This is a genomic window from Streptomyces hirsutus (assembly GCF_001418415.1).
In the GTDB taxonomy this organism is placed as follows: Bacteria; Actinomycetota; Actinomycetes; order Streptomycetales; family Streptomycetaceae; genus Streptomyces; species Streptomyces hirsutus.
The window spans coordinates 1-19,242 of record NZ_LIQT01000337.1 but is presented as its reverse complement, the minus strand read 5'-3'; the positions used below and the strand labels follow the sequence as shown (position 1 = coordinate 19,242).

Below are 19,242 nucleotides of genomic sequence, written 5' to 3'. Positions count from 1 at the left end.
GGGCCCCGGGGCCCCCGACACCCCCTCGGGAGGCCCGCGGTGAACGACGTACTCGACGTTGCCCTGCGACTCCTGATCGTTTTCGTCGTCTTCCTCACCTTTCCTCTGATCGTCGGTCAGACCGAGCACAAGGTGATGGCGCACATGCAGGGCCGCCTGGGCCCGATGTACGCGGGCGGCTTCCACGGCTGGGCCCAGCTCGTCGCCGACGGCGTGAAGTTCGCGCAGAAGGAGGACGTGGTCCCGGCCGGTGCCGACCGCCGTGTCTTCCAGATCGCCCCTGCCGTCGCCCTCCTGCCGTATCTCCTCGTCCTGCTCGCCATCCCGATCGGACCGGGCGAGGGCGCCGTCGGGCAGGTGCTGGACGCGGGCGTGTTCTTCGTGCTCGCGGTGATGGGCGTGGGCGTCCTCGGCTCGCTGATGGCCGGGTGGGCCTCCGCCAACAAGTTCTCCCTCCTCGGCGGCCTGCGCACCGCCGCTCAGCTCCTCGCCTACGAACTGCCGATGCTGCTCACCGCCGCCTCGGTGGCGATGGCGGCCGGCACCGTCTCGCTCATCGGCATCCTCGACGCGTTCGAGTGGTGGTGGCTGCCCTGGCAGATCGTCGGTGCGATCGTCTTCTTCGTCGCCGGCCTCGCCGAACTCCAGCGGCCGCCCTTCGACATGCCCGTCGCCGACTCGGAGATCATCTTCGGCGCGTACACCGAGTACACCGGCCTGCGGTTCGCGCTCTTCCTCCTCGCCGAGTACGCCGGGATCGTCGTCCTGTGCGGCTTGACCACCGTCCTCTTCCTGGGCGGCTGGCACGGCCCGTGGGGCGCCGACGGCCTCGGCTGGGTCTGGACCCTGCTGAAGACCGCGGTCCTCGCCTTCGTCGTCATCTGGCTCCGCGTCACCTATCCCCGCCTGCGCGAGGACCAGCTGCAGAAACTGTCCTGGACCTTCCTCGTCCCCCTGGCCCTCGCCCAGATCGCCCTCACCGGCGTCGTCAAGGTGGTGATCTCCTAGCCATGTCCCCTTTTCCTGGCTTCCCCGGTTCCGGCCTGGCCAAGGGCCTGGCCGTCACCCTGCGGACGATGACGAAGAAGTCCGTCACCGCCCAGTACCCGGACACCCAGCCCGACCTCGCACCCCGCACCCGAGGGGTGATCGGTCTGTTCGAGGAGAACTGCACGGTCTGCATGCTGTGCGCCCGCGAGTGCCCGGACTGGTGCATCTACATCGACTCCCACAAGGAGACCGTCCCGGCGGCGACGCCCGGCGGCCGTGACCGCAGCCGCAACGTCCTCGACCGGTTCGCCATCGATTTCTCCCTGTGCATGTACTGCGGTATCTGTATCGAGGTCTGTCCTTTCGACGCCCTGTTCTGGTCACCCGAGTTCGAGTACGCCGAGACCGACATCCGCGAACTCACCCACGAACGCGACAAGCTCCGCGAGTGGATGTGGACGGTCCCGGCCCCGCCGGCCCTCGATCCCGCCGCCGAGGAACCGAAGGAAATCGCCGCCGCCCGCAAGACAGCCGACAAACTGTCCGCCGCCCAGCCCGACCCGCAGGCAGACCCGAAGGGGGCGGACTCGTGACCTTCGCCGCAGCCGCCGGCACGGTCGCGCACACCACGACCACCACCGCCGCCGAGGCTCAGGGCTTCCTCTCCCCGACCGGTGTGGAGATCGCCTTCCTCCTGGTCGGCCTGGTCACCTTCGGTGCCGCCGTCGTCACCGTCACCACCAGGCAGCTGGTGCACGCAGCCCTGTGGCTGGTGGTGGCCCTCGGCGGGCTCGCCGTCGAATACCTCCTGCTCACCGCCGAGTTCATCGCCTGGGTGCAGGTCCTGATCTATGTGGGTTCGGTCGTCGTCCTGCTCCTGTTCGGTCTGATGCTCACCAGAGCGCCCATCGGCCGCTCCCCGGACGCCGACTCCGGCAACCGCCGGGTCGCCCTCGCCGTGGCCGTCGCCGCGGCCGTCGCCCTGGTCTGGGTCGTCGTCGACGCCTTCCGCACGACCTGGATCGACCTGGACGGCACGCCCGCAGGCTCCACCGACGTGACCGGCGCCAGCCTCTTCCAGCACTGGGTCCTCCCCTTCGAGGCCCTCTCCGTCCTCCTCCTCGCCGCCCTCGTCGGCGCGATCGTCCTCTCCCGCAGGGCGAACACGGCCGCCGCGGCACGGGAAGCCACGACACGGGAAACGGCCACCGGAGCCGCCAACGGACCCCCCTCGGGATCAGCTTCGCAACCAACCCCCGGGCCGGCCTCTGGACCGGCCCGCGCGTCGACCGCCCGCCGCCGCGATGCGGAAGGGAACCGCTGATGCACCTCGCCTATCCCGTCGTGCTGTCCGCCCTCCTCTTCTGCACCGGCCTGTACGGAGTCCTCGCCCGCCGCAACGCGATCCTGGTCCTGATGTCGGTCGAACTGATGCTCAACGCCGTCAACCTGAACCTGGTCGCCTTCGACGTCTGGCTCAGCAGGGCCGCCGAGGAGACCCTGCACTCCGGTCAGGCCCTCGCCCTGTTCACCATCGCCATCGCCGCCGCCGAGATCGGCATCGGTCTGGCGATCGTCCTCGCCGTCCACCGCAACCGCGGCACCGCCGACATCGACAAGCTCCGCGACACCGCCGAGGGCCACGACCCCGACGGCACGGGCGACTCCGTATCCGACAGCGACGCCGACGCCCCCACGACCCGGGCGGCCGTCACGAAGACCGAGGCCACCGCGTGACCACGACCACCCTCGCCGTCCTCGTCCCCCTCCTTCCGTTCCTCGGCGCGATCGCCGGACTGCTCCTGGGCCGAACGGCCCCGGGCTTCGTCCGCCCGCTCGCCGTCCTGCCCACGCTCACCTCCCTCGCACTGGCCGTCGTGGTCGCCGTGCGCCAGGACGGCGGCCGGGCCGTCGACGCCGCCACCGAGCTCACCCCCACCGGTTCCGTCCCCATCGACCTCGCCCTGCACATCGACGGTTTCGCCGCCCTCACCGCCGTGGTCGTCGGTGTCGTCGCCACCTGCGTGCAGATCTACTCGACGGGCTACCTCCGCGACGACCCGCGCTACCCCTCCTACGCGGCCCTCGTCTCCCTGTTCACCTCCGCGATGTTCCTCGTCGTCTACTCCGGCGACCTGATGGTGCTGCTGGTCGGCTGGGAGGTCATGGGCATCTGCTCCTACTTCCTCGTCGGCCACTACTGGGAGACCCCCGAGGCCCGCGCCGCCTCCCTCAAGGCCTTCCTGGTGACCAAGCTCGGCGACGTCCCCTTCCTCATCGGCCTGTTCGCCCTCGCCGGCGAGACGGGCTCCTTCCGGATCACACACGTCCTCGACGCCGTCGCGAACGGCGGCATCGAGCACCCCACCCCGATCGCCCTGCTCCTCCTGGCGGGCGTGGCGGGCAAGTCGGCGCAGTTCCCGCTGCACACCTGGCTCCCCGACGCGATGGCGGGCCCGACCCCCGTCTCCGCGCTGATCCACGCCGCGACGATGGTCGCCGCCGGTGTCTACTTCGTCGCCCGTCTCCTCCCGCTCTTCGCGTCCTCCCGGGCCGCGATGACCGTCCTCGCCGTCATGGCCGCCGTCACCATGACCGGCTCGGCGCTCGCCGCGCTCGCCCAGGACGACATCAAACGCGTCCTCGCCTACTCGACGATCGGCCAGCTCGGCTACATGACCGGTGCCCTCGCCGTCGACGAACGCGGAGCCGCCGTCTTCCACCTCCTGTCCCACGGCGCCTTCAAGGCGCTGCTGTTCCTCGCCGCCGGCGTGATCATCCACGCCGTCGGCACCAACTCGCTGGCCGTCATGTCCCGCATGAGCCACCTGCGTGACCGCGTCCCCGACGCCTACTGGACGATGACCGTGGCGCTCCTCGCGCTGGCCGCGATCCCGCCGTTCAGCGGCTTCTTCTCCAAGGAGGCCGTCCTCGGAGCCGCCGAGCACGTCGTCACCGGCCACACGGAGCGGGCCCCCGCTGCGGCGGGCTGGATCGTCCTCCTCGCCGGCCTGGCCACCGCCCTGCTCACCGCGGCGTACGCGACGCGGCTGTGGCTGCTGGCCTTCCGCGGACACGGCACCGAGGCACCCGACCACGGCAGGCAGCCCCTCACCATGACCGCCGTGCTGTGGGTGCTCGCGATTCCCTCCCTCGCGCTGGGCGGCTTCGCCTTCCGCGTGCTCCCCGACTGGTTCGACGGCCACGACCTCACACCGATCCTCACCACCTCGGTGCTCGGCACCGGCATGGCCCTGGTCGGCGGCATCGTCACCTACGCCACCTGGCGGCACACCACCGCCCACGCCGCCCACCTCGCCCTCGGTGCCGTCGCCGCACACCCGGAACGCGGCGCCGGACAGGTCGAGGCGGAGGCGATCGCCAGTCACGAGCCCGTCTACGGAGACATCGCGTCCGCACCCGACCCGTCGGACCCCGGACGGCTGCTGCTCGGCCCCCTGCACCGCCACGCGGCCACCGGCTTCCACCTCGACGCCGTGTACACGGCCCTCCTCGTCCGGCCCGTCCAGGCCGCGGCCGGACTCGTCCGGTTCCTCGACCGCGAGGTCGTCGACACCTATGTACGCGGCGCGGGAACGCTGCCCCGGTGGCTCGGCACCGCCGTACGACGTGCCCAGACCGGCAATCTGCAGACCTATGTGAGCGTGCTGCTCGCCGGCACCGTCGTCCTCGCGGTCGCCGTCGTCCTCGCCGCCACGGGAGCGTGACCAGACGTGATCGATATCAGCGAGTCCGTGATGCAGGTCCTTCTGGCGTTCCTCGTCGTCGGCCCGCTCCTGGGTGCCGCCGCCGCTCTCCTCCCGGCCCCGCCGGGACTCAAGGGAAAGTCACCCGACCAGGCCGTGCTCCGGCACGGCGTGACCGTCACCGGCGCCGTCCTCGTCGCGGCGATCGTCCTCACGCTCGGCTTCGACCACGACCAGCCGTCGAGGATGCAGGCCACGACCGACATCAGCTGGATCCCCGCACTCGACGTGCGGATCCACCTCGGCACCGACGGCATCTCCCTCCCCCTTCTGGTCCTGACCGCGCTGCTCACCTTCCTCAGCGCGCTCTACACATACTTCAAACCGCCCGCGGGCCCGTCCCCGAAGGCCTTCGTCACCCTGCTGCTCGTCCTCGAGTCCGGCACCCTCGCGGCCTTCGCCGTCCTCGACCTGATCCTGTTCTTCCTCGCCTTCGAGATGGTCCTGATCCCGATGTACTTCCTCATCGCCCGCTGGGGCGGCGAGGGCCGGGCCGGGGCCGCCTGGAAGTTCATCCTCTACACGCTGCTCGGCTCCGTGGTCATGCTGCTCGGCCTGCTCCTGATCGGAATCAAGGCGGGCACATTCGACATGGTGGCACTCGCCACTGACAACGGCCGGTCACTCACCGTATCCGTGCAGATCATCGCCGTATTGGCGATCGGGATCGGGCTCGCGGTCAAGACCCCGATGTGGCCGCTGCACAGCTGGCTGCCCGACGCCCACACCGCCGCCCCGACCGTCGGCTCCGTCCTGCTGGCCGGCGTCCTGCTGAAGATGGGCACGTACGGGTTCGTACGGATCCTGCTCCCCGCCGCACCGGACGGCTTCCGCACCTTCGCGCCCTACCTCGCCGCCTTCGCCGTCGTCGGCATCATCTACGGATCCCTCGCCTGCCTCGCCCTCGCCAAAGAAGGCGCGAAGGGCGACCTCAAACGCCTCATCGCCTACTCCTCCGTCGGCCACATGGGCTTCGTCCTCCTCGGCATCGCCACCATGACCCCGACCGGCGTCAACGGCGCCCTCTTCGCCAACATCGCCCACGGCCTCATCACCGGCCTGCTCTTCTTCCTCGTCGGCGCCCTCAAGGACCGCACCGGCACCGTCGACCTCGACACCCTCTCCCAGCAGACCGGCGCCGCCCTCTACGGCAGGGCACCCCGCCTCGGCGGACTGCTCGCCTTCGCCGCCGTCGCCTCCCTCGGCCTGCCCGGCCTCGCCGGGTTCTGGGGAGAGATGCTCGCCCTCTTCGGCGCGTTCGACCCCGCCGCCGGACTCAGCCGCCCCGCCTTCCTCGTCTTCATGTCGATCGGCGCGTTCGGCACCCTGCTGACCGCGGCGTACCTGCTTGTCGTGGTCCGCAGGGTCTGCATGGGCGCCCTGCCGCAACAGGCCCCCGCGCTCACCGACGTCCACGGCTACGAGTTCGCGGCCTGGACTCCGCTCGTCGTCCTCACCGTCGTCGCCGGACTGTGGCCCGGGGCCCTGATCGGACTGACCGACCCGGCCGTGCAGCAGCTCCTCACAGGAGGCACCCGATGAGCTCCCTCGTCCAGTCCGTCGACTGGCTTGCCATCGCGCCGCCCGTCATCGCGGCCCTCGTCGGGCTCGCCGTCCTCGTCGCCGACCTGTTCGTCGGTGAGGCCAGGAAACCGCTCCTCGGGTGGCTCGCGGTCACCGGACTCGCCGCCGCCACCCTCATGCTGCTGCCCCTTCTCGACGCCGACCGCAGCACGTTCTGCCTGGTCGGCGACCCCGGAGTGTGCAGCTACACCGCCGACCGGTTCACCCTCGTCATCCAGTTCCTGGTGCTCGGCGGCGCGCTCCTGACCGCCCTCCTGTCGGTCACCGCCCTCAAGGACGCCGACAAGCGGCTCCCCGAGGGCGAGTACTGGTTCCTGTTCCTGTCCTCCGTCGCGGGCGCCGCCCTCCTGCCCGCCTCCCGCGACCTCGCGACCCTCGTCGTCGCCCTGGAGGTCGCGTCCCTGCCCGCCTTCGCCCTGGTCGGCCTCAGACACGGCGACCGGAAGTCGTCCGAAGCGGCGCTGAAGTTCTTCCTGTCCTCGGTCACCGCCACGACGGTGAGCCTCCTCGGCATCAGCTTCGTCTACGCCGCCACCGGGACCCTCCACCTCACTCTGGTGGCCGAACGCGTCCAGACCGTCGACGGGCAGCTCCACACCCTCGCCCAGACCGGCGTCGTCCTCACCCTCGTCGGCTTCGCCTTCAAGACGGCCGCCGTCCCCTTCCACTTCTGGGTGCCCGACACCTACGTGGGCGCTCCCCTGCCGATCGCCGCCTACCTGTCGGTCATCGGCAAGGCGGTCGGCTTCACCGGCCTGATCCTCGTCACCGTCGTCGCCCTTCCGTCGTACGCCGAGGTCTGGGGCCCGGCCCTGGCCGCGCTCGCCGCCCTCACCATGACCGTCGGCAATGTCGGCGCCCTCGGGCAGCAGGCCGCGCGCGCGTACAGCGCGGTACGCCTCCTGGCCTGGTCCTCCGTCGGCCAGGCCGGCTACCTCCTGGTGCCGATCGCCGCCGCCGCGTACTCCGGCGACGCCGAGAAGTCGATCGGCTCCACCCTCGCCTACGCCCTCATGTACGGCGCGGTGAACCTCGGCGCCTTCGCCGTCGCCGCCCTGGTCGGCCGTACGAAGGCCCTCAACCGGGTCTCCGACTACCGCGGCCTGTACGCCTCCAGCCCGCTCACCGCCCTGCTCCTGGCCTTCTTCCTGCTGTGCCTGGCCGGACTCCCACCCGGCATCATCGGCCTCTTCGCCAAGGTCACCGTCTTCTCCGCGGCCGTCGACGCCGGACTCGGCTGGCTCGCCGTCGTCATGGCCGTCAACGTCGTCATCGCGCTGGTCTACTACCTCCGCTGGACGGCCCTGCTGTTCCGCGCCCCCGACGGCGAACCGGCCGCGCACCGCGTCCCGGTCCCGCTCACCGCCGCGATCGCCCTCACCGGAGTCCTCGGCATCGCCCTGTCCGGCGCACCCCAACTGATCCTGCGCTTCACCGCCACCGGCCTCTTCTGACCGGACCGCCGGGGCCGTGCCGCCCCCGGCCTCCCCGGACGTGCCGAGGCCCCGAGGCCTTCCGGGTCTCCTCCGGCCCCCCTGCCCTCATCCACCGGCCGCGCTTTTCGGCCACCGGACGGGCACGGCCGGCACGACGCCGGGGGAGGACGTCACCCGGACGGTGTGCACGTGCCACCACGCGCCCCGGGGAACCTGTGCCGCTCGCCTGGCGTTGACGAATACGGGAGGGTCCACTGGACGTGAGGCCACACCACCCGGGGCCACCGCAGGTCAGAAGGAAGATCGGCAGACGAGGGTCCCCCGCCGCACGATTTGGAGGACGTACCGTGCACCGCCGGCACAACGGGCTCAGAACCGCGGTCCTCCTCGGGGGACTGTCCGCACTCATCATCGTCATCGGCAGCTTCTTCGGCCGTACGGGCCTCGTTGTCGCTGTCGTGATCGCGCTGGGCACCAACGCGTACGCGTACTGGAACAGCGACAAGCTCGCCCTGCGCGCGATGCGGGCCCGCCCCGTGAGCGAGTTCGAGGCTCCCGGCCTGTACCGCATGGTGCGCGAGCTCTCCACGCAGGCCCGCCAGCCCATGCCCCGCCTGTACATCTCCCCGACCGAGGCGCCCAACGCCTTCGCCACCGGCCGCAATCCGCGCAACGCCGCCGTGTGCTGCACCGAAGGCATCCTGCGCCTGCTCGACGAGCGCGAACTGCGCGGCGTCATCGGCCATGAGCTCAGCCACGTCTACAACCGGGACATCCTGATCTCCTCGGTCGCCGGCGCCCTCGCCTCCGTGATCATGTTCCTGGTCAACTTCGCCTGGCTGATCCCGGTCGGCCGTTCCAGCGACGACGACGGCCCCGGCATCCTCGGCATGTTCCTGATCATGATTCTGGGGCCCCTCGCCGCCTCCCTCATCAAGCTGGCCATCAGCCGTTCCCGCGAGTACGAGGCCGATGCCTCCGGCGCTCAGCTGACCGGCGACCCCCTCGCCCTGGCAAGCGCTCTGCGCAAGCTGGAAGCGGGCACCAAACAGCTTCCCCTGCCCCCCGAACCCCGCATCGAGACCGCCAGCCACATGATGATCGCGAACCCGTTTCGCCCGGGCCAGGGGTTCGCGAAGATGTTCGCGACCCACCCGCCCATGGCGGAACGCATCGCCAGACTCGAGAAGATGGCAGGTCGAACGCAGTGAAGACCATCCTGAACGTCATATGGCTCGTTCTGAGCGGCTTCTGGCTGTTCCTCGGCTACCTGCTCGCGGGCGTCCTGTTGTGCATCACGATCATCGGTATTCCTTTTGGCATCGCCGCCTTCCGGATCGGTGTCTACGCCCTGTGGCCGTTCGGGTACACGGCGGTCGAGCGCAGGGACGCGGGGGCCGCCTCCTTCGTCGGCAACGTGCTGTGGCTGGTCCTCGCGGGCTGGTGGCTGGCCATCGGCCACATCGTCACCGGTCTCGCCCTGTGCGTGACGATCATCGGCATCCCGCTCGGCATCGCCAACTTCAAGCTGATCCCTGTTTCGTTGCTCCCGATGGGCCGCGAGATCGTACGCACCGACCAGCCGTTCGTGTCCCGCTAGTCCCGTCGGTCCCGCTGGATCGACTGGGTTTTCCACAGCCGGCGAGCGCGCCGACAAGGGTTGTCCACAGGCTGCCGTGACTGTCGGCGGCGGCGTGCATCATGGATCCATGACCGAGCGTGAGCATTCGTCGACATCAAGTGGTGCCCGAATTCCAGGCGGTACGGAAGGCCGGGCCCCACCCGGAACGCCACCCGTTCCCGCCCCGCCATGGGGTCGCCCTGCCATGGCCCTGCCGGACCCCGCCCGGACCGGGGCGGTCTACCGCCCGGCGACCCTCCACCGCCGTACCCCGTATGCGGCCGTGCCCACCGCCAGCACCCCCGCGCCGAGGGCTACGGACATCCCCGGCAGCGAGAACGCCAGGACCAGACACCCGGCGAGCCCGACCGCCGGCAGCACCCGCGCCACCGGCCCCGGCCGAAGCGTCCAGGCCGACGCGTTGGCCACCGCGTAGTACACCAGCACCCCGAAGGAGGAGAACCCGATCGCACCCCGTACATCCACCGTGGCAGCCAGGACGGCGACCACCGCTCCCACGGCCGCCTCCGCCCGGTGCGGCACCTGGAACCGAGGGTGGACGGCGGACAGGAAGCCCGGAAGATGCCGGTCCCGGGCCATGGCCAGCACCGTCCGCGAGACACCCAGGATCAGGGCGAGCAACGAACCCAGCGCGGCCGCGGCCGCCCCCACCCGTACCACCGGCGTCAGTTCCGGAACCCCGGCCGCCCGCACCGCGTCGGCCAGCGGCGCGCCCGAATCGCCCAGCCCCCGGGCCCCCAGCACCGAAAGGACCGCGACCGCGACAGTCACGTACACGACCAGTGCGATGCCCAGCGCCAGCGGGATCGCGCGCCGGACGGTGCGCGCCGGATCCCGTACCTCCTCGCCGAGGGTCGCGATCCGCGCATACCCGGCGAAGGCGAAGAACAGCAGACCGGCGGCCTGAAGCACGCCGCCCGCGCCGCCCGGTGCCGCGAAGGAGAGGCGTCCGGCAACGGCCTGTCCCGAGGTCAGGCACACGACCACCACGGAAGCGAGGACAGCAAGGACCACAGCCACGATCACCCGCGTCAGCCATGCGGACTTCCGCACCCCGCCGTAGTTCACCGCGGTCAGCGCCACGACAACTGCGACCGCCACCGCGTGGGCCTGCCCCGGCCAGAGGTACGCGCCGACGGTGAGCGCCATCGCAGCACAGGAGGCCGTCTTCCCGACCACGAACGCCCAGCCCGCGAGGTACCCCCAGAACTCCCCGAGCCGCTCCCGCCCGTAGACGTAGGTGCCGCCCGATTCGGGATACAACGCGGCCAGGCGTGCCGACGACGTGGCGTTGCAGTAGGCGATCACGGCGGCGACCGCGAGCCCGAGGAGCAGCCCGGGACCGGCCGCCTGTGCCGCGGGCGCCAGAGCGGCGAAAATCCCGGCCCCCACCATGGCACCGAGACCGATGACGACGGCGTCCCCCACACCGAGCGTGCGGCGCAGTCCGGAACCGGAGCGGGTTGTCATGAGGCCGCACCCTACTGATCGCGGGAACCGCCACACATGCCCACGCCGTCCTCCGTCCCAACACGACATGAACGGAACACCGGGCGCGGGTTTCACAGACCGTGCCAGGTGAGAGCGCGGTACGAGAAGGGCAGGGGCAGGGCATGACGATCATCAGCTGGATCATTCTGGGGCTGCTGGCCGGAGCGATCGCGAAGTTCCTGCTGCCGGGCCGCGACCCGGGCGGCTTCATCGGGACGACCCTCATCGGCGTCGCCGGAGCGTTCATCGGCGGCTGGATTTCATCCCGTTGGCTGGACCACCCGATCACCAAGGACTTCTACGACGGCGCCACCTGGGCCGCCGCGATAGGCGGCTCCCTGGTCCTCCTGATCGCCTACCGGCTCCTCTTCGGCCACTCGCGCGACTGACACCACCGGCATCTCGGGAAACAGCCGACAGCAGAGCAGGGCGGGTGCCCGGAGACACCCGCCCTGCCGCATCCACGCGACGCCCAGGGCGCACGCGGCTTCGTTCTCCGCCCGGACCTACTAGCGGTAGTTCACGAACTGCAGGTCGAAGTCGAAGTCCTGGCCCTTGAGCAGGGAGATGACGGCCTGAAGGTCGTCACGGCTCTTGGAGGAAACCCGGAGTTCCTCGCCCTGCACCTGAGCCTTCACGCCCTTGGGACCCTCGTCCCGGATGAGCTTCGCCACCTTCTTCGCGTTCTCCTGGGAGATGCCCTCCTGGATCGACGCGAAGATCTTGTACTCCTTGCCGGAGAGCTGCGGCTCACCGGCATCCAGGGACTTCAGTGAGATGCCCCGCTTGATCAGCTTGGACTGGAAGACGTCGAGGACAGCCTTCACCCGGTCCTCGGAGTTCGCCTCCAGAAGAATCTTCTCCCCGGACCACGAGATCGAGGCGCCCACGCCCTTGAAGTCGTAGCGCTGCGAGATCTCCTTGGCGGTCTGGTTGAGGGCGTTGTCGACCTCCTGCCGCTCGACCTTCGAGACGATGTCGAAACTGGAGTCGGCCATGTCCTGTGGCTCCTTGTATCGGGGTTGCGTATGGGGCTGAGAGCCGGATGCGTACCGGCTACCGGCGTATGTGGGCGGCCGTCGAGCCCGGCATCGGTCCCGGGCCGCATCCGCACAAGCCTAGCCACCTCGGGGTCCCCGGGGTGGCGATCAATCGGGTGGCGAACCACCCCTCCCCATCAGGTATCGTTTACGTCGTTGCCACGGAGCGCCACCGCAAGGCGGTTCGAGGGCAGCGACCTTGGCGGTGTGCCCGAGCGGCCAAAGGGAGCAGACTGTAAATCTGCCGGCTCAGCCTTCCCAGGTTCGAATCCTGGCGCCGCCACAAGGGAGGACCCCTCCGGACTGTTTCTCGCAGTCCGGAGGGGTCCTTGCGTTTGCCGTGGGGTATGTGTGGGGCGGGTCGCTCGGGGAGACTGGCGGGATGTCGTCACGTCGTAGGCGTTGTCCCGAGTGTCGTCGCGAGATCGCCGTCGTGGCCGGGCGGTACGCGCGTCACGATCCGCCCGGCGCCCGGGGGAGCGGGGAGCTCACCTCGTGCCCGGGGTCCCGCCGGTACGCCCTGGCCGGCGCCGAACAGCCGTCGCTGGACGGGTACGTCGTACCGGAGTTCCCGGGGCAGATGCCGCTGTTCTAGCCGTCCTCGAGGAGCTTTCCGCGTCCTCCCGAGTCCCTCCCGCGGCTCACTCGCCCGCCACGGCCTTCACCGCCACCGGGACCGGCACGGGGCCGCTGATCAGTTCCAGGGTCAGGCCGGCCGTCGAGGAGCCCTCCACCAGCTCGGCCAGGACGGCGGCCACATCGTCGCGGGGGACCGAGCCGCGGCCGGTGTGGGCCTCCAGGCGGACCAGGCCGGTGCCGGCGTCGTCGGTGAGCATGCCGGGGCGCAGGATCGTCCATTCGAGGGCGTCCAGGCCGCGGACGTACGCGTCGGCCTCGCCCTTGGCACGCTGGTACACGTCGAAGACCTCGTCCCCCTCATGGGCCGGGTCAGCGCCCATCGACGAGACGACCACGAACCGCCGCACGCCCGCGCGGACCGCGGCGTCGGCGAAGAGGACCGCCGCGGCCTTGTCCACCGTCTCCTTGCGTGCCGTGCCGCTCCCCGGACCGGCGCCTGCGGCGAACACTGCGGCGTCCGCGCCCCGGAGTTGCTCCGCGACATCCGCCACCGAGGCCGACTCCAGGTCGAGTACGACCGGCTCGGCACCCAACTGCCGCAGCGCGTCGGCCTGTTCGGCCTTGCGGATGATGCCCGCGACTTCGTCCCCGCGCGCGACGAGCAACCGCTCCAGCCGCAGCGCGATCTGACCATGACCACCAGCGATGACAATGCGCATGCCTTCGACCGTACGCCGCGACGATCGCATCCGCCGCACGGCACGGCCCGGAGGGAGAGCAACGAAAGGAACAGCAGCAGGAACAGCAGGAACGACGGGAGGAACGAGAGGAACCGGCGGAGGGGTTACGTGGTTCCTGCCCGGCCCTGCCGGGGCAGGCCCGTCGTCGGTTCCGTCGTCGGTTCCGGTTCCGGTTCCGTGGTCGTCGTCAACGAATCGCAGTACTGCCGTACCGCGCTCGTGCGTGCGACCACGCGTCCCCGGTGCACCACGATCCGGCTGTACGCCAGGGACAGTGCCGCCGACAACCGGTCGCCGCGGACCGCGAGCAGTTCGGCGGGGAAGCCCGCCTCCACCCGCACCTCGGGCAGCCCGAGGGCGGCGCGAGCCGACGTGCTCACCGTCTCGTAGGCGTCCTCGGGGGACAGCCCGTGGTGGGAGGCCAGCAGGTACGCCGCCTCCAGCGGGTCGCCGCGGCCGACCGGGTTCGACACGTCCCGCAGGGCGCCGCTTCCGGCCGCCACCCGTACGCCCGCCGCGCGCAGCAGGCGTACCGGAGCCGTGCCCGTGCCCCGGCGGTCGAGGCCTCCGCAGCCGCCCTGGGGCAGGCACACCACGGTCACTCCGGCCGCCGCCAGGTGGTCCGCGGTACGTGCGGCGGCCTCGGCGGGCAGCCGGTCGAGGCCGCCGCACGGGCTGAGCGTCACACCCGGCCGCAGCCCGCCCGCCATCGCGGCGAGCCGGGCCACTCGGGCGGGGTCGGCGGTGTCCGTGTGCAGGTCGACGGGGCAGCCGTGCTCGGCGGCGACCTCCAGGACCGCTTCCACGTACCCCGTGGGGTCGGGATCGACGTCCGGGCAGCCACCCACCACCGACGCGCCCATCTTCATCGCGTCCCGCAGTATCGCGATCCCGTCGGCTCCTGCCACCCCGGTCAGCACGCGCGGCATCGCCACCGTCGTCAGCTCGGTCAGCCCGCGCAGCGAACGCCCCGCCTGCAGTACGGCGGTGAGCGCGCCGAGTCCGGTCATGTCGTCCACGCGCACGTGCGCCCGAAGTGCCGTAGCCCCGTGCCCGAGCTGGAGCAGCGCGGCCTCCGTCGCCCGGTTCCGGACGTCGTGGGGGTCGTACGGGAGGGGGCCGTCGGATGCTGCGGACAGGGCGGTGTCGGAGTGGGCGTGCGGTTCGGCGGGGGCCGGGAGGAGCAGGTGGCCGGCCAGGTCGACCCGGGTGCCGCCCGTACGGGTGCCGTCCACGGTCAGGCTGCCGGCCGTGCCGACCGCCTCGATGCGCCCGCCGCCCAGCCGTACGTCCACGGTCCGGCCGTCGGTGAGCCGCGCCCCGCACAGCAGGAGCGGCGCCGGGTCGGACGGGCCCGGGGACGGCACGGGCGACGAGGGGGGCGGTGGCTGCGGCCGGTTGTCGGGCATCGCGCTCCTGGGGCTCGGACTGCGCACGGCTGTCGCAGGATCACACAGAGGGAAGATCACGCAGAGTGAGTCGAGCCTAGGGCGGAGGCTCGTCCCTCGCCGGGAGGAGCGTAAGAGTCAGCAATAGTCGTACCGGCGTGGCCGAGCAGGGTCCGCCGGGGTCCGGTGGGGGTGTCGCGGAGGGCCGGACGTGACCTCCGGGACCGCCGGGAGGGAGTGACCGACAGGGTGGGACAGGGGCCGCGAAACGGATTTGGGTGAACGGCGGCGGAGCGTGTAATGTCTTCCTCGCTCGCCCCAATAGCTCAGTCGGCAGAGCGTCTCCATGGTAAGGAGAAGGTCAACGGTTCGATTCCGTTTTGGGGCTCTGGTGTGTGAGGTTCCCGTCGCGAGGCGGGAATCGATCGCATCACAGCGGTGTAGCTCAGTCGGTAGAGCAAGCGGCTCATAATCGCTGTGTCACCGGTTCAAGTCCGGTCACCGCTACACAAAGTAGCCGATTGCGGGGTCGGTCCTTCGATCGGCTACTCTTTCTGCGTTCATTCAGTTTCATTATCCCGTCCGTCCAAGGAGCACTCACGTGGCTGCCACCGACGTCCGCCCGAAGATCACGCTGGCCTGCGTGGAGTGCAAGGAGCGGAACTACATCACCAAGAAGAACCGGCGTAACAACCCGGACCGTCTGGAGATGAAGAAGCACTGCCCGCGTTGCAAGGCGCACACCGCGCACCGCGAAACGCGATAAATCAGGCTCGTACGCGAGGCCGTCCCCCTTGTCGGGGGGCGGCCTCGCGTTGTTCTTCCCACCGGCCGACCAGGGCCGCACGAGACACAGGAGGTGCCGCGCGCATGGCGCTCGACCAGTCCTTCGTGGGGCGGAGCTACCCGCCCACCGTTCCTTATGAAGTGGGCCGGGAGAAGATCCGCGAGTTCGCCGAGGCGGTGGGGGACACCAACCCGGCGTACACGGACGCGGAGGCCGCCAAAGCGCTCGGCCACCCCGATGTGATCGCCCCGCCGACCTTTGTGTTCGCGATCACTTTCAAGGCCGCCGGACAGGTCTTCACCGACCCCCAGCTCGGCCTGGACTACAGCAGGGTGGTGCACGGCGACCAGAAGTTCGCCTACCGCCGCCCGGTGCGTGCCGGTGACCGGCTCACCGTCACCTCGACCATCGAGGCGATCAAGTCGATGGCGGGCAACGACATCCTGGACGTCCGCGGCGAGGTGCACGACGAAGCCGGCGAGCACGTCGTGACCGCCTGGACCAAGCTGGTGGCCCGCGCCGCCGAGGGGGCGTGAGCAGCATCATGACGGCGAAGATCTCCTACGCCGACGTCGAGGTCGGTACCGAGCTGCCCGCACAGACGTTTCCCGTGACCCGGGCCACCCTCGTCCAGTACGCGGGTGCCTCCGGCGACTTCAACCCCATTCACTGGAACGAGAAGTTCGCCAAGGAAGTCGGCCTGCCCGACGTCATCGCACACGGCATGTTCACCATGGCCGAGGCGATCCGCGTGGTCACCGACTGGGTGGGCGACCCGGGTGCGATCGTCGAGTACGGCGTCCGCTTCACCAGGCCGGTCGTCGTCCCCAACGACGATCAGGGCGCCACCGTCGAGGTCACCGGCAAGGTCGCGGCCAAGCTCGACGACCACACCGTTCGCGTCGACCTCACGGCGACCAGCGCCGGGCAGAAGGTGCTGGGGATGTCGCGGGCGGTCGTACGACTCGCCTGACCGAAGCACCGCATCACGTGGCATGACGCAAGGGGCGTTCTCCAAAGAGAGCGTCCCTTGCGTCGTACCGGGCCCACCTCTTGACGTAGTTAGTGATTGAGTACTAACTTACCGGTGTGGTCAGGATGAGTGCGGAGGAGAGGCGCGAGAGCATCGTTCGCGCGGCGAGTGCCGAGTTCGCCCGCGGTGGCTATCACGGCACGTCGACCGAGGCGATCGCCAAGCGGGTCGGCGTCTCGCAGCCGTATCTCTTTCGGCTCTTCCCGGGCAAGAAGGCCATCTTCCTGGCGGCGGCGGAACGCTGCGTGGAGGACACCATTCGCATGTTCACGGAGGCGTCCGAAGGGCTGGAGGGCGAAGAGGCCCTGCATGCCATGGCGAACGCCTATACGCAGACCATCGTGGAGCGGCCCGAGCTGCTGATGATGCAGATGCAGATGTACCTCGCGGTGGCGGCAGCCGAACAGGAGGGCGACGAGGAGTTCGGCGCGAGCGTGCGCGCCGGCTGGCTGCGGCTGTGGGACACCGTCCACCTCGCCCTGGGGGCCGACGTCAACGAGACGACGACCTTCATGGCGTACGGCATGCTCATCAACTGCCTGTCCGCCATGGGATTCCCGGCCGGACACCGGATCTGGGAAGGGCTGGACCTCTCGGCGCGGATCGAAGGGCTGCCGAAGAAGTAGGGAGCGGCGCCATCGGGAGGCCCGATGGATCGGTTCCATCGGATGGGCTGGATGGGCTGGATGGATCGATCCGGTGGGAGCGACCGGAGTGAAGGAAGGCGTTGTGGTGCCGCCTTTTTCTGCGCGTGAAAGTTAGTCATCAATAACTAACAACATCATCTCCTGGGGGAGCGATGTCACAACAGACCGCACGCGGCGGCTCGGCCGCCTGGGCACTCGTCATCACCAGCGTCGCCGGCTTCATGGCGGCCCTCGACAACCTCGTCGTCACCACCGCACTGCCCTCCATCCGCAAGGACCTGGGCGGTGCCCTGCCCGACCTGGAATGGACCGTGAGCGCCTACACGCTCACCTTCGCCGTCCTGCTGATGTTCGGCGCGGCGCTCGGCGACCGCTTCGGCCGCCGTCGGCTCTTCATCGTCGGCATCACCGTCTTCACCGCGTCCTCCGCCGCCGCGGCCATGGCCCCCGGCATCGACTCCCTGATCGCCGCCCGCGCGGTGCAGGGCGCCGGTGCCGCCGTCATGATGCCCCTCACCCTGACCCTGCTCACCGCAGCCGTACCCGAGGCACGGCGCGGCATGGCGTACGGCATCTGGGGCGCCGTGAACGGCCTCGCGGTGGCCTCCGGACCGCTGGTCGGCGGCAGCCTCACCGAACACATCTCCTGGCAGTGGATCTTCTGGCTGAACGTCCCGCTCGGTCTGATCCTCGTCCCGCTCGCCCGCCTGCGCCTCGCCGAGTCCCACGGCACCGGAGCCCCGCTCGACCTGCCCGGCACCCTGCTCGCCAGCGGCGGACTCTTCGGCATCGTCTACGGACTGGTCCGGGGGCCCGTCGACGGCTGGACCGGCGCCGTCGTCCTGACCGGCCTGTTCGCCGGGACGGCGCTGCTCGTGGGCTTCGTGCTCTACAGCGTCCGTGCCAAGAACCCCATGCTGCCGATGCGGCTGTTCCGCTCCCGCGCCTTCTCCGGCATCAACGCGGCGAGCCTGCTGATGTTCCTCGGCATGTTCGGCTCGATCTTCCTGCTCAGCCAGTACATGCAGGGCGTGCTCGGCTACTCGCCGACCGAGGCGGGCCTGCGGATGCTGCCCTGGACCGGCATGCCGATGCTCGTCGCCCCGATCGCCGGCATCCTCTCCGACCGCATCGGCGGCCGCCCGGTCGTCGCCACCGGCCTCTTCCTGCAGGCCCTCGGCCTCGGCCACCTGGCCGTGGTGGCCACCGCCGACGCCTCCTACGCCGCCCAGCTGCCCGCCCTGATCATCAGCGGCATCGGCATGGCGCTGTACTTCGCCCCGGCCTCCAACCTGGTGATGTCCAGCGTCCGTCCGAAGGAACAGGGCATCGCCTCCGGAGCCAACAACGCCCTGCGCGAGGTGGGCGGCGCCCTCGGCATCGCGATCATGGCGTCGATCTTCGCGTCCCGGGGCGGCTACGAATCCGGCCAGGCCTTCGTCGACGGTATGCGTCCGGCGCTGGTGACCGGCGCCGCGGCGGTCGCCCTCGCGGGCGTCGCGACCCTGTTCATACCGGCCCGCAGGCGGCCCACCGCCCCCACCTCGCCCCTCGCCGGTCCGACGCCCGAACCGGTACTGGAAACAGCCTCCTGAGCCCTTCGGAATCCCCTGGAACCCCTCCACCCACCACGGAGGAGACCCACCCGCCACGGAGGAGAACCCTCCACCCACCACGGAAGGACCCGGTCATGCACACGCTTCCCTGGACCGTCCCGAACCCCCCGCCGCCCCACACCGAAGTGCACGTCTTCGCCTCCCGCTTCGAAACCCGCACTCTCTGGGGAGCCCTGCGGTTCTTCCTCAAGACACCCGGTGTCTGGCGACAGGTGAGCAGGGCCCCCGGCGCGTACGGAGCCTCTCTGAAGGCGCAGCCGCTGCGGCGGACGTTCTGGACCGTGTCCGCCTGGGAGTCCCCGAAGGCCCTCGGAGCCTTCGCCCGTACCGGCCCGCACGCACCGACCGCCCGCGGGCTCCTCCCGCAGATGCGTGACGCCAAGTTCGCCGACTGGACCGCGAAGAGCGAGGACCTTCCCGTCGACTGGACCGAAGTACGGCGCCGCCTCACCTGAACACCCACCTCCCCCGAACACCCCTCCCGCGCGGGTGGGTGTTCACG

21 protein-coding genes and 3 tRNA genes are annotated in these 19,242 nt (G+C 70.3%); 20 read left to right on the top strand and 4 right to left on the bottom strand.

The features are described from left to right. The first annotated feature begins 39 nt into the window (after positions 1 to 39). From AOK11_RS24520 to AOK11_RS24480, 9 genes are all read left to right on the top strand, one after another. Complete coding sequence (locus AOK11_RS24520; RefSeq protein WP_055595898.1) at positions 40 to 1,008, top strand: complex I subunit 1/NuoH family protein; 969 nt, start codon at positions 40 to 42, stop codon at positions 1,006 to 1,008. Positions 1,009 to 1,010: 2 nt separating this feature from the next. Beyond that, complete coding sequence (locus AOK11_RS24515; RefSeq protein WP_055595897.1) at positions 1,011 to 1,583, top strand: NuoI/complex I 23 kDa subunit family protein; 573 nt, start codon at positions 1,011 to 1,013, stop codon at positions 1,581 to 1,583. Then, complete coding sequence (locus AOK11_RS24510; RefSeq protein WP_055595896.1) at positions 1,580 to 2,314, top strand: NADH-quinone oxidoreductase subunit J family protein; 735 nt, start codon at positions 1,580 to 1,582, stop codon at positions 2,312 to 2,314. Before AOK11_RS24515 ends, AOK11_RS24510 begins: the two co-directional genes overlap by 4 nt. Next, a complete protein-coding gene (gene nuoK, locus AOK11_RS24505; RefSeq protein WP_055595895.1) occupies positions 2,314 to 2,727 on the top strand; it encodes an NADH-quinone oxidoreductase subunit NuoK in 414 nt (137 codons plus the stop codon). Before AOK11_RS24510 ends, nuoK begins: the two co-directional genes overlap by 1 nt. Beyond that, positions 2,724 to 4,718, top strand: coding sequence for an NADH-quinone oxidoreductase subunit 5 family protein (locus AOK11_RS24500; RefSeq protein WP_055595894.1), 1,995 nt, complete (start codon positions 2,724 to 2,726; stop codon positions 4,716 to 4,718). The genes nuoK and AOK11_RS24500 overlap by 4 nt, the downstream gene beginning before the upstream one ends. A gap of 6 nt (positions 4,719 to 4,724) precedes the next feature. Further along, positions 4,725 to 6,299: a complex I subunit 4 family protein gene (locus AOK11_RS24495; RefSeq protein ID WP_055595893.1), complete on the top strand. Its 1,575-nt coding sequence runs from the start codon at positions 4,725 to 4,727 to the stop codon at positions 6,297 to 6,299. Then, positions 6,296 to 7,795, top strand: a complete 1,500-nt coding sequence (locus AOK11_RS24490) for an NADH-quinone oxidoreductase subunit N (RefSeq protein ID WP_055595892.1) — start codon at positions 6,296 to 6,298, stop codon at positions 7,793 to 7,795. Before AOK11_RS24495 ends, AOK11_RS24490 begins: the two co-directional genes overlap by 4 nt. A 329-nt stretch (positions 7,796 to 8,124) precedes the next feature. Beyond that, positions 8,125 to 8,988, top strand: coding sequence for a zinc metalloprotease HtpX (gene htpX / locus AOK11_RS24485; RefSeq protein WP_055595891.1), 864 nt, complete (start codon positions 8,125 to 8,127; stop codon positions 8,986 to 8,988). Continuing rightward, entirely contained in the window at positions 8,985 to 9,377 is a 393-nt protein-coding gene (locus tag AOK11_RS24480) for a YccF domain-containing protein (RefSeq protein WP_055595890.1), read from the top strand. The genes htpX and AOK11_RS24480 overlap by 4 nt, the downstream gene beginning before the upstream one ends. A 261-nt stretch (positions 9,378 to 9,638) precedes the next feature. On the opposite strand, the gene AOK11_RS24475 is transcribed toward AOK11_RS24480, so the two are convergent. Continuing rightward, positions 9,639 to 10,889, bottom strand: coding sequence for an APC family permease (locus AOK11_RS24475; protein ID WP_055595889.1), 1,251 nt, complete (start codon positions 10,887 to 10,889; stop codon positions 9,639 to 9,641). Positions 10,890 to 11,032: 143 nt separating this feature from the next. On the opposite strand from AOK11_RS24475, the gene AOK11_RS24470 reads away from it, so the two are divergent. After that, positions 11,033 to 11,299: a GlsB/YeaQ/YmgE family stress response membrane protein gene (locus tag AOK11_RS24470; RefSeq protein ID WP_055595888.1), complete on the top strand. Its 267-nt coding sequence runs from the start codon at positions 11,033 to 11,035 to the stop codon at positions 11,297 to 11,299. 120 nt (positions 11,300 to 11,419) lie between these two features. Here the strand turns inward: AOK11_RS24470 and AOK11_RS24465 are convergent, their stop codons facing one another. After that, complete coding sequence (locus tag AOK11_RS24465; RefSeq protein WP_055595887.1) at positions 11,420 to 11,908, bottom strand: YajQ family cyclic di-GMP-binding protein; 489 nt, start codon at positions 11,906 to 11,908, stop codon at positions 11,420 to 11,422. Positions 11,909 to 12,151: 243 nt separating this feature from the next. Between AOK11_RS24465 and AOK11_RS24460 the strand changes: the two genes are divergently transcribed. Further along, positions 12,152 to 12,233 (top strand) — tRNA-Tyr (locus tag AOK11_RS24460). Between the two features lie 99 nt (positions 12,234 to 12,332). Continuing rightward, positions 12,333 to 12,545 carry a hypothetical protein gene (locus AOK11_RS24455; RefSeq protein ID WP_055595900.1) on the top strand — a complete coding sequence of 71 codons (213 nt, stop codon included), beginning with the start codon at positions 12,333 to 12,335 and terminating at the stop codon, positions 12,543 to 12,545. A 46-nt stretch (positions 12,546 to 12,591) separates the two neighbouring features. On the opposite strand, the gene AOK11_RS24450 is transcribed toward AOK11_RS24455, so the two are convergent. Then, positions 12,592 to 13,248: an NAD(P)H-binding protein gene (locus AOK11_RS24450; protein WP_055595886.1), complete on the bottom strand. Its 657-nt coding sequence runs from the start codon at positions 13,246 to 13,248 to the stop codon at positions 12,592 to 12,594. Between the two features lie 125 nt (positions 13,249 to 13,373). Beyond that, on the bottom strand, positions 13,374 to 14,678 hold the full coding sequence (locus AOK11_RS24445; protein ID WP_079035052.1) for an amidohydrolase family protein: 1,305 nt from the start codon (positions 14,676 to 14,678) through the stop codon (positions 13,374 to 13,376). Between the two features lie 294 nt (positions 14,679 to 14,972). On the opposite strand from AOK11_RS24445, the gene AOK11_RS24440 reads away from it, so the two are divergent. The 8 genes from AOK11_RS24440 (at position 14,973) to AOK11_RS24405 (ending at position 19,195) form a co-directional block, all read left to right on the top strand. Continuing rightward, positions 14,973 to 15,045: transfer RNA gene (locus AOK11_RS24440), tRNA-Thr, on the top strand. Between the two features lie 46 nt (positions 15,046 to 15,091). Continuing rightward, a tRNA-Met gene (locus AOK11_RS24435) sits at positions 15,092 to 15,164 on the top strand. Between the two features lie 94 nt (positions 15,165 to 15,258). Then, positions 15,259 to 15,423 carry a 50S ribosomal protein L33 gene (rpmG, locus tag AOK11_RS24430; RefSeq protein ID WP_006347275.1) on the top strand — a complete coding sequence of 55 codons (165 nt, stop codon included), beginning with the start codon at positions 15,259 to 15,261 and terminating at the stop codon, positions 15,421 to 15,423. 104 nt (positions 15,424 to 15,527) lie between these two features. Next, the gene (locus AOK11_RS24425) at positions 15,528 to 15,980 is read left to right on the top strand and encodes a MaoC family dehydratase N-terminal domain-containing protein (RefSeq protein ID WP_055595885.1); all 453 of its coding nucleotides are present in this window, start codon (positions 15,528 to 15,530) and stop codon (positions 15,978 to 15,980) included. A gap of 8 nt (positions 15,981 to 15,988) precedes the next feature. Beyond that, complete coding sequence (locus tag AOK11_RS24420) at positions 15,989 to 16,417, top strand: MaoC family dehydratase (protein ID WP_055595899.1); 429 nt, start codon at positions 15,989 to 15,991, stop codon at positions 16,415 to 16,417. Between the two features lie 116 nt (positions 16,418 to 16,533). Further along, positions 16,534 to 17,103 carry a TetR/AcrR family transcriptional regulator gene (locus AOK11_RS24415; protein WP_206188918.1) on the top strand — a complete coding sequence of 190 codons (570 nt, stop codon included), beginning with the start codon at positions 16,534 to 16,536 and terminating at the stop codon, positions 17,101 to 17,103. A 173-nt stretch (positions 17,104 to 17,276) separates the two neighbouring features. Continuing rightward, complete coding sequence (locus AOK11_RS24410) at positions 17,277 to 18,719, top strand: DHA2 family efflux MFS transporter permease subunit (RefSeq protein ID WP_055595883.1); 1,443 nt, start codon at positions 17,277 to 17,279, stop codon at positions 18,717 to 18,719. Positions 18,720 to 18,814: 95 nt separating this feature from the next. Continuing rightward, on the top strand, positions 18,815 to 19,195 hold the full coding sequence (locus AOK11_RS24405) for a hypothetical protein (protein ID WP_055595882.1): 381 nt from the start codon (positions 18,815 to 18,817) through the stop codon (positions 19,193 to 19,195). The last annotated feature ends 47 nt before the right edge of the window (positions 19,196 to 19,242 follow it).

Bases quoted from the DNA above. Each gene is read 5' to 3' on its own strand.
- AOK11_RS24515 (WP_055595897.1), top strand. From the start codon at position 1,011: ATGTCCCCTTTTCCTGGCTTCCCCGGTTCCGGCCTGGCCAAGGGCCTG.
- nuoK (WP_055595895.1), top strand. From the start codon at position 2,314: ATGCACCTCGCCTATCCCGTCGTGCTGTCCGCCCTCCTCTTCTGCACC.
- AOK11_RS24490 (WP_055595892.1), top strand. From the start codon at position 6,296: ATGAGCTCCCTCGTCCAGTCCGTCGACTGGCTTGCCATCGCGCCGCCC.
- AOK11_RS24475 (WP_055595889.1), bottom strand. From the start codon at position 10,889: ATGACAACCCGCTCCGGTTCCGGACTGCGCCGCACGCTCGGTGTGGGG.
- AOK11_RS24470 (WP_055595888.1), top strand. From the start codon at position 11,033: ATGACGATCATCAGCTGGATCATTCTGGGGCTGCTGGCCGGAGCGATC.
- AOK11_RS24465 (WP_055595887.1), bottom strand. From the start codon at position 11,908: ATGGCCGACTCCAGTTTCGACATCGTCTCGAAGGTCGAGCGGCAGGAG.
- AOK11_RS24455 (WP_055595900.1), top strand. From the start codon at position 12,333: ATGTCGTCACGTCGTAGGCGTTGTCCCGAGTGTCGTCGCGAGATCGCC.
- AOK11_RS24450 (WP_055595886.1), bottom strand. From the start codon at position 13,248: ATGCGCATTGTCATCGCTGGTGGTCATGGTCAGATCGCGCTGCGGCTG.
- AOK11_RS24445 (WP_079035052.1), bottom strand. From the start codon at position 14,678: ATGCCCGACAACCGGCCGCAGCCACCGCCCCCCTCGTCGCCCGTGCCG.
- AOK11_RS24425 (WP_055595885.1), top strand. From the start codon at position 15,528: ATGGCGCTCGACCAGTCCTTCGTGGGGCGGAGCTACCCGCCCACCGTT.
- AOK11_RS24420 (WP_055595899.1), top strand. From the start codon at position 15,989: ATGACGGCGAAGATCTCCTACGCCGACGTCGAGGTCGGTACCGAGCTG.
- AOK11_RS24410 (WP_055595883.1), top strand. From the start codon at position 17,277: ATGTCACAACAGACCGCACGCGGCGGCTCGGCCGCCTGGGCACTCGTC.
- AOK11_RS24405 (WP_055595882.1), top strand. From the start codon at position 18,815: ATGCACACGCTTCCCTGGACCGTCCCGAACCCCCCGCCGCCCCACACC.